We start from the raw sequence: 6,551 nt of genomic DNA on the forward strand, positions 1-6,551 counted from the left end.
GACGCTCGCCCTTCTTGCTGTCCTCATCGCCGCAGGGCCTGCTGTGGCGCAAGATCGTCCACGTCCCTATCCCGTTCTGCAGCCCCCGCAGTTTGAACGGGCCATTGCGCAAGGCACCCGCACAGCCTACGGCGCACCCGGTCCCAACTATTGGCAGAACCGCGCGACCTATGACATTGACGTGACGATCGATCCGGCCACGCGGTCGCTCTCCGCCGTGCAGCGGGCTACCTACTTCAACAACAGCCCGGACTCGCTCGCGTATCTCGTGATGAAGGTGCGTCAGAACCTCCACGCGCCCGGCGTCCCGCGCAACCGCACCGTCGAAGTCACGGGCGGCACCACCATCGAGGCGCTCAGCGTGGACGGCACAGCCTATTCGGCGACGGCTGGGCGGCTGCAAGCGCCTGCGTATGACGTCAGCGGTACGCTCCTCACCATCGCCCTAGAGCGGCCGATCGCGCCCGGCGGACGCGCGGTTGTGGAGACGACCTACTCGTTCCCCGTGCCCAGCGCGGGCGGCGCGCCGCGCATGGGCCAGGACGGCGAGGTCTACTTCTTGAGCTACTTCTACCCGCAGTTCGCGGTCTTCGACGACGTCTACGGCTGGCACACGGACCCCTACCTCGGCATGGGCGAGCACTACATGCCTTTTGCCGACTACGACGTGTCCGTCACGCTTCCCGAAGGCTGGCTCGTCTCCGCCACGGGCACGCTCACGAACGCCAGCGAGGTGCTCGCCCCGCGCGTCCGCGAACGACTAGCTACCGCCGCCACCTCGGACGAGGTCGTACGCATCGTTGAGGAGGCCCAGCGGCTCCCTGGCGAATCGACGGTGATGACGGGAGGGACGCTCACCTGGGAGTACCGCGCCCAGGACGTGCGCGACTTCGCGTTCGGGGCATCGGCGGCCTACGTCTGGGACGCGACGCGGGCCAACGTCGGCGACACCGATGCCGATGGCGAGGACGACTACGCGCTCATCCACGCGCTCTACCGCCCCGACGAGCAGGCGTGGCGCGACCGTGCCGCTGAGTTCCTTCGCTTCTCCGTGGAGCACCTCTCCGACGTGTTCTTCCCCTACCCCTACCCGCACATGTCGATGGTCGAGGGCATCATCGGCGGCGGGATGGAGTATCCCATGATCACACTCATCGGCAGCGACCGCAACGAGCGCTCGCTCTTCGGCGTCACCTACCATGAGACATCGCACATGTGGTTTCCGATGGTCGTCGGCAGCGACGAAAAGCGCTACACGTGGATGGAGGAAGGCTTGACGAGCTACAACACCCAACTCGGCGAGGAGGCGTTCGTCGCGCGGGGCGGCTTCGGCGAGCAGAACATCGACCCGTGGGCGCGGCGACGGCAGTACCACTACTACCTCGCGGGCACGGGCTACGCCGTCGAGCCGATGCGCCACGCCGACCAGACGCGCATCGGCGGGGCTGCGCGCGCCGTCGACCCGCTCGGCAGCGCCGCCCGCACTGTCGCGGCCTATTCTACGCCGGTCGTCATCCTGCGTACGCTCGAAGGCACCTACGGGCGGGAGCGCTTCCTCAACGCCTACCGCTCCTACGCCCGCGACTGGGCCTTCAAGCACCCCTACCCGTGGGATCTCTTCAACAGCTTCGAGCGCTACCTCGGCGAAGACCTCGACTGGCTCTGGACGCCGATGCTCTTCGAGACGTGGGTTGTGGACTTGGCCCTGGGCGAGGTCGAGACAACCGCAGCAGGAGTGACTGTGACCGTGCGCGACCTCGGCCTGGCCCCCGTGCCCGTGCCCGTAGAAGTGACCTATGCCGATGGGCGCACGCACACGGAAGTCATTCCGGTGCAGACGTGGCTCGATGGTGCTTGGGAGACACAAGTGACGTTCCCTGCGGGGAGCGTGGCAAGCGTCGTGCTCGACCCGGGCGGCTACCTCCCTGACGTGGCCCCCGGCAACAACGCCCGTCGGCTTGATCTGGAGGTCGAGGCTGGCACGAACGGTCCGTGAAGATGACGCGCGAGCGGGCGCAGTAATTGCGGAGTGCGCGGGACCTCCCTATCTTGGATACCTTGCCATTCCTCGGTAGCTCAATGGTAGAGCATGCGGCTGTTAACCGCAGGGTTGTAGGTTCGAGTCCTACCCGGGGAGCCCTCAGCGGCCTCTGCATTACGCGCAGAGGCCGTTTTTCTTTTGAGGAGGAACGGGTCACAGCCCTCTCGATCCTTCGGTCGCCCTCGATGGGTGCATACGCGCGCTGCTACTGCCCGCCAAGGAGTCTACGAAGGCCAGCACGATCAGGAGGATGCGCAGGTTCGCTGCGCTGCAGGGCCGTACTAGATGCTCCTGCACGGAAGCTAGTCGGTTGAACTAGGGGCAGCGGGCGGCGTGTACGCCGTCTGAAGGTACTGGTCGAGCCAGCCGTAGAACTCGCGGTGCCAGGCCAGGCTGTTCTGCGGCGTGTTGATCCAGTGCCCCTCGTCGGGGAACGTGACCAGCCGACCGTCGAGCCCCTGCATGCGGAGCGCCGTGTAGGCCTGGAGGCTCTGCTCCAGCGGCACCCGGAAGTCGAGGTCGCCGTGCGTGATAAGCATCGGGGCGGTCCAGCGATCCACGAAGAGGTGCGGCGAGAACCGGTCGTAGCTATCTGGACGCGGGTCTGCCCAGAACGGCCCGCCGAGGTCCCAGTTTACGAAGAAGAGCTCCTCGGTCGAGCCGTACATGCTCTCTAGGTGGAACAGGCCCGCGTGGGCGACAAGCGTCTTGAAGCGGCCCTCGTGGTGGCCGGCGAGCCAGAAGGCCGAGTAGCCGCCGAACGAGGCGCCGACCGCGCCCACACGCCCATTGTCCACATACGGCTCGGCAGACACAGCGTCGATGGCCGTCAGGAGGTCGGTCATTGCCTGGCCGCCCCAGTCCTGCGAGATCTGCTCGTTCCAGGCTACGCCGTGGCCTGGCATCCCGCGCCGGTTGGGCGCGACGACGACGTAGCCCTGCGCCGCGAGCGCGTGGAAATTCCAGCGGTACGAGAAGAACTGCGTCAGCGCGCTCTGCGGGCCCCCCTGCATGTAGAGAATCGCTGGGTACTGGAGGTCCGGGTCAAAGCCAGGCGGGCGGATCTCCCAGACGAGCATCGACTGGCCGTCCGTCGTCGGCACGTCGCGGCGGTGGACGGTTGGCACGTCCAGACCCTCGATGCTCTCAATCCCCGCCGCCGTAAGCCGTGTCAGGGCACCCGAGGCCAGGTCGACCCGGTGGAGGTCCGTCGGCTCGATCATCGACTGGCGGCCGACGACTACGACGGGCGCGGCGGCCGTCCCGCTGATGGCCACTGCGGTGATGTTGTGGACGCCCTCGGTGACGGGCGAGCGGGTGCCGTCGGCCACAGCGACGCGGTACAGCTGCGTCGTGCCTTCGGTCGATGTCGTGAAGAGCATCGTCTCGCCGTCGGGTAGCCATGCCGGGTGGTAGGCGTTGCCGTCGAAGCCCTCGGTGAGTTCGCGGCGGTCGCCCGTGGCGAGGTCCATCACGAAGATCCGGTTACGGTCGGACTCGTAGCCGTCGCGCGCCATCGACGACCACGCGATCTGGCTCCCGTCGGGCGAGAACGCGGGCTCGATGTCGTAGCCGGGGTTGAAGTCGGTCAGGTTGGTCGTCTCGCCCGAGCGCACATCGTAGAGAAACACGTCCGCGTTGGTGCTGGTCGCCGCCTGCAGGCCGTCGAACGGACGCGCGGTGTAGGCGATGCGGCGGCCATCTGCGTGCCACGTGATCTGCTCCGCACCGCCGAACGGGCGCAGCGGCGTGTGGATCTGCTGGCCCGGCATGGCGTCGGTGGCCTCTCCGACTGTTAGCGTAGCCGGGTCGAGCGGGGCCACGAAGAGGTGCGAGTAGGTGCCGTCGGTCCACTGTGTCCAGTGCCGCACGAGGAGGTCGTCGTGGATGCGCACGGTGGTCTCCGGGAGGTCGGGGTACTCGTCCGTCGGCGCTGGGACGAGGCGGACGTTGCGGGTGAACGACACGTAGTCGCCCGTGGGCGCAATCTCGACGTTGGCGGCGTCCTCTGGCAGGCCAGTAATCGTCGCGGGGCCGTCGCCTGCGACCATGCGCTGCCCGTCAGGTGCGACGTGGACGAGGCGGCCCGAGGGCAACCACATCGGCCCGCTGCCATCGGCGTGGCGTGACGGCGTGGCACCCGGAGCCGTGCTGACCGTCCAGACCGCCGTCGTCATCGTATTCGCGCTCACGTCGGGCGTCGAGACCGTGTAGGCGAGCTGCGTGCCGTCTGGCGAGAGCATCGCCCCACCGACGCGGTCGATGGCCCAGAGACGCTCGGGGGTCATCCGCTCTGTGAGCGAAGACGTCTGGGCGGTCGCCACAGGCACCGCGGCTGGCATCGAGACTACGGTGAGCAGAAAGACAACGATGGTCCAGAGGCGGGGCGTCAGAAGGGTCGGCATGGGGACCTCAAGAAGCAGGACGACGAGATGCGGAGGAGAGAACTTAGTCGAGGAGGCGGACGCGGAGGCGCGACGGGTGCTCCGGCGAGACGAAGACGCGGTGCGTAGCCTTCTGGTAGTCGCTGGACGTCGCGTCGGTGATCGCCATGAACTGCTGCGGGTTGCGGTCGACCATCGGGAACCACGTGCTCTGCACCTGGACCATGATTCGGTGCCCGCGCTTGAACGTGTGCGCCACGTCCTGCATGTCGAACGTGACCTCAGTGACTGCGCCCGGCACGAATGGCGCGGGGTTCGAGAAGCTATCGCGGAACTTGCCGCGCATGATCTCGCCGCGGACGAGTTGCTGGAAGCCACCCATCGGGACCGAGCATGTCGCGTCAGGCAACTGGCACGCGTAGTCGCCGGGGTAGACATCGATGAGCTTGACGACGAAGTCGGCGTCGGTCCCCGTCGTCGTCACGAAGAGCGAGGCCAAGAGTTCGCCGGCCAGCGTCACGTCCTCGTCGAGCACGGGCGACTCGAAGACGAGCACGTCGGGGCGTGTGCTCGCGAACCGCTGGTCTTGCACAACGAACGCGTCGTCGCGGCGGATCACGATCTGGTCGGTGTGCGGCACCGGCCTGGCCGGGTCCGAGACGTATTCCTCGAAGGCCCCGGCCTCGGTGGGGGCGTCGAACCCGAGACCCCCGCCCGGCTGGAGGTAGAGGCTCGCCGCGCGGGCCGCCCGCGGCGGCCATGCCTCGAAAAAGCGCCAGCGGTTCGCGCCGGTCACGAACACGGACGCCTTCGCGAGGTCGGGCTCGCCGTTGCCCTTGAGGTACGCGTCGAAGAACGGAGCCTGGACGTTCTCGCGGTACCACACGGCCGTCTGCTGGCCGAAGTACAGGTCGCCGTAGCGCTCGCCGTCGGAGCGGGCCCACGCGCCGTGCCACCACGGACCCATCGCGAGGTACGACGGCGTCGCGTTGTGGTCCGCGACGGTCGCATAGGTCTTGAGCGGGCCGTAGAGGTCCTGGGCGTCGAACCAGCCGCCGGTCACGAGGACGGCCGGCTGCACGTCGCGGAGGTGGGGCAGCGGCGTCCGCGCCTGCCAGTAGGCGTTGTACGTGTCGTTCTCGACGATCTCCTGCCAGAGGTCGTTCTGGCCGTTGAAGAAACGCTCGTTGACCGTCGCGAGCGGGCCGAGGTCGAGGTACCAGTCGTAGCCGTCGGGCGTGCCGTAGTCGCGGAAGCTGGACGCCTGCTCGCTCGTCGGCGCTGGGCGGGGCGTGCCATAGTACGAGAGGAAGCTGAACGTAGCCTGGAGCTGAAACGCCCCGTTGTGGCGGCGGTCGTCGCCGATCCACCAGTCGGTCACGGGCGCCTGCGGCGAGACGGCCACGACGGCCGGGTGCGCGTCGATGAGGGCGTGCGTGGCGTAGAACCCCGGGGCCGAGATGCCCCACACGCCGACGCGGCCGTTGGTCGGGACGTTCGCGAGCAGCCACGCGACCGTGTCGTAGGTGTCCGTGCTCTCGTCGACGTCGCCCGGCTCTTTATTGGCGATGTGCGGACGCACGGCCACGAACGCGCCCTCGGACATCAGCCGGCCCCGGACGTCCTGGTAGACGAACACGTAGCCGTCACGCATGAGCGACTCCGATGGGCCGAGCGACGGCTTGACCTCCTCGCCATAGGGCCCGACGCCGTAGGGCGTCCGCTGGAGGAGAACGGGATAGGTCCGAGAGCTATCCTTAGGAGCGTAGACGGCCGTGAACAGCTGCGTGCCGTCGCGCATGGGCACCAGGTGCTCCGACTTCGTGTAGTGCTGGCGGACCCAGTCAGCCTGGGCGTCGGCGGAAGGGGCCACGAGAATGAGGGCGAGGAGGATGAAGACGAGCGAGCGCAATGGGACAGCAGGGTAGCAACGGTACGGGACATGTTTGGGGCACGGCGAGAATATCGGGATTCCACCGTTCGCCGTGTCGGGCCCTTGCTGCACCAGCCACTGCGCTGAGCATGCTGCACCAGCCACTGCGCTGAGCATGCTGCACCAGCCACTGCGCTGAGCATGCTGCACCAGCCACTGCGCTGAGCATGCTGCACCGGCCACTGCGCTGAGC

General features: G+C 67.6%; 3 protein-coding genes and 1 tRNA gene. 2 read left to right on the plus strand and 2 right to left on the minus strand.

Going from position 1 to position 6,551, the window contains the following annotated elements; all coding sequences use genetic code 11:
* Together AAFU51_11400 and AAFU51_11405 are read left to right on the plus strand one after the other, a co-directional pair.
* Nucleotides 1–1,996 (plus strand): M1 family metallopeptidase (locus AAFU51_11400; protein MEO1571863.1); only part of this gene is annotated, 1,996 nt, incomplete at its 5' end.
* A gap of 69 nt (nucleotides 1,997–2,065) precedes the next feature.
* Nucleotides 2,066–2,137, plus strand: a tRNA-Asn gene (locus AAFU51_11405).
* Between the two features lie 206 nt (nucleotides 2,138–2,343).
* Here the strand turns inward: AAFU51_11405 and AAFU51_11410 are convergent.
* Together AAFU51_11410 and AAFU51_11415 are read right to left on the minus strand one after the other, a co-directional pair.
* Nucleotides 2,344–4,446, minus strand: a complete 2,103-nt coding sequence (locus tag AAFU51_11410; protein MEO1571864.1) for a S9 family peptidase — start codon at nucleotides 4,444–4,446, stop codon at nucleotides 2,344–2,346.
* 43 nt (nucleotides 4,447–4,489) lie between these two features.
* Entirely contained in the window at nucleotides 4,490–6,337 is a 1,848-nt protein-coding gene (locus tag AAFU51_11415; protein ID MEO1571865.1) for a CocE/NonD family hydrolase, read from the minus strand.
* Between the last annotated feature and the right edge of the window lie 214 nt (nucleotides 6,338–6,551).

The sequence above is a fragment of the Bacteroidota bacterium genome (assembly GCA_039821555.1).
Lineage (GTDB): Bacteria > Bacteroidota > Rhodothermia > Rhodothermales > Rubricoccaceae > JBCBEX01.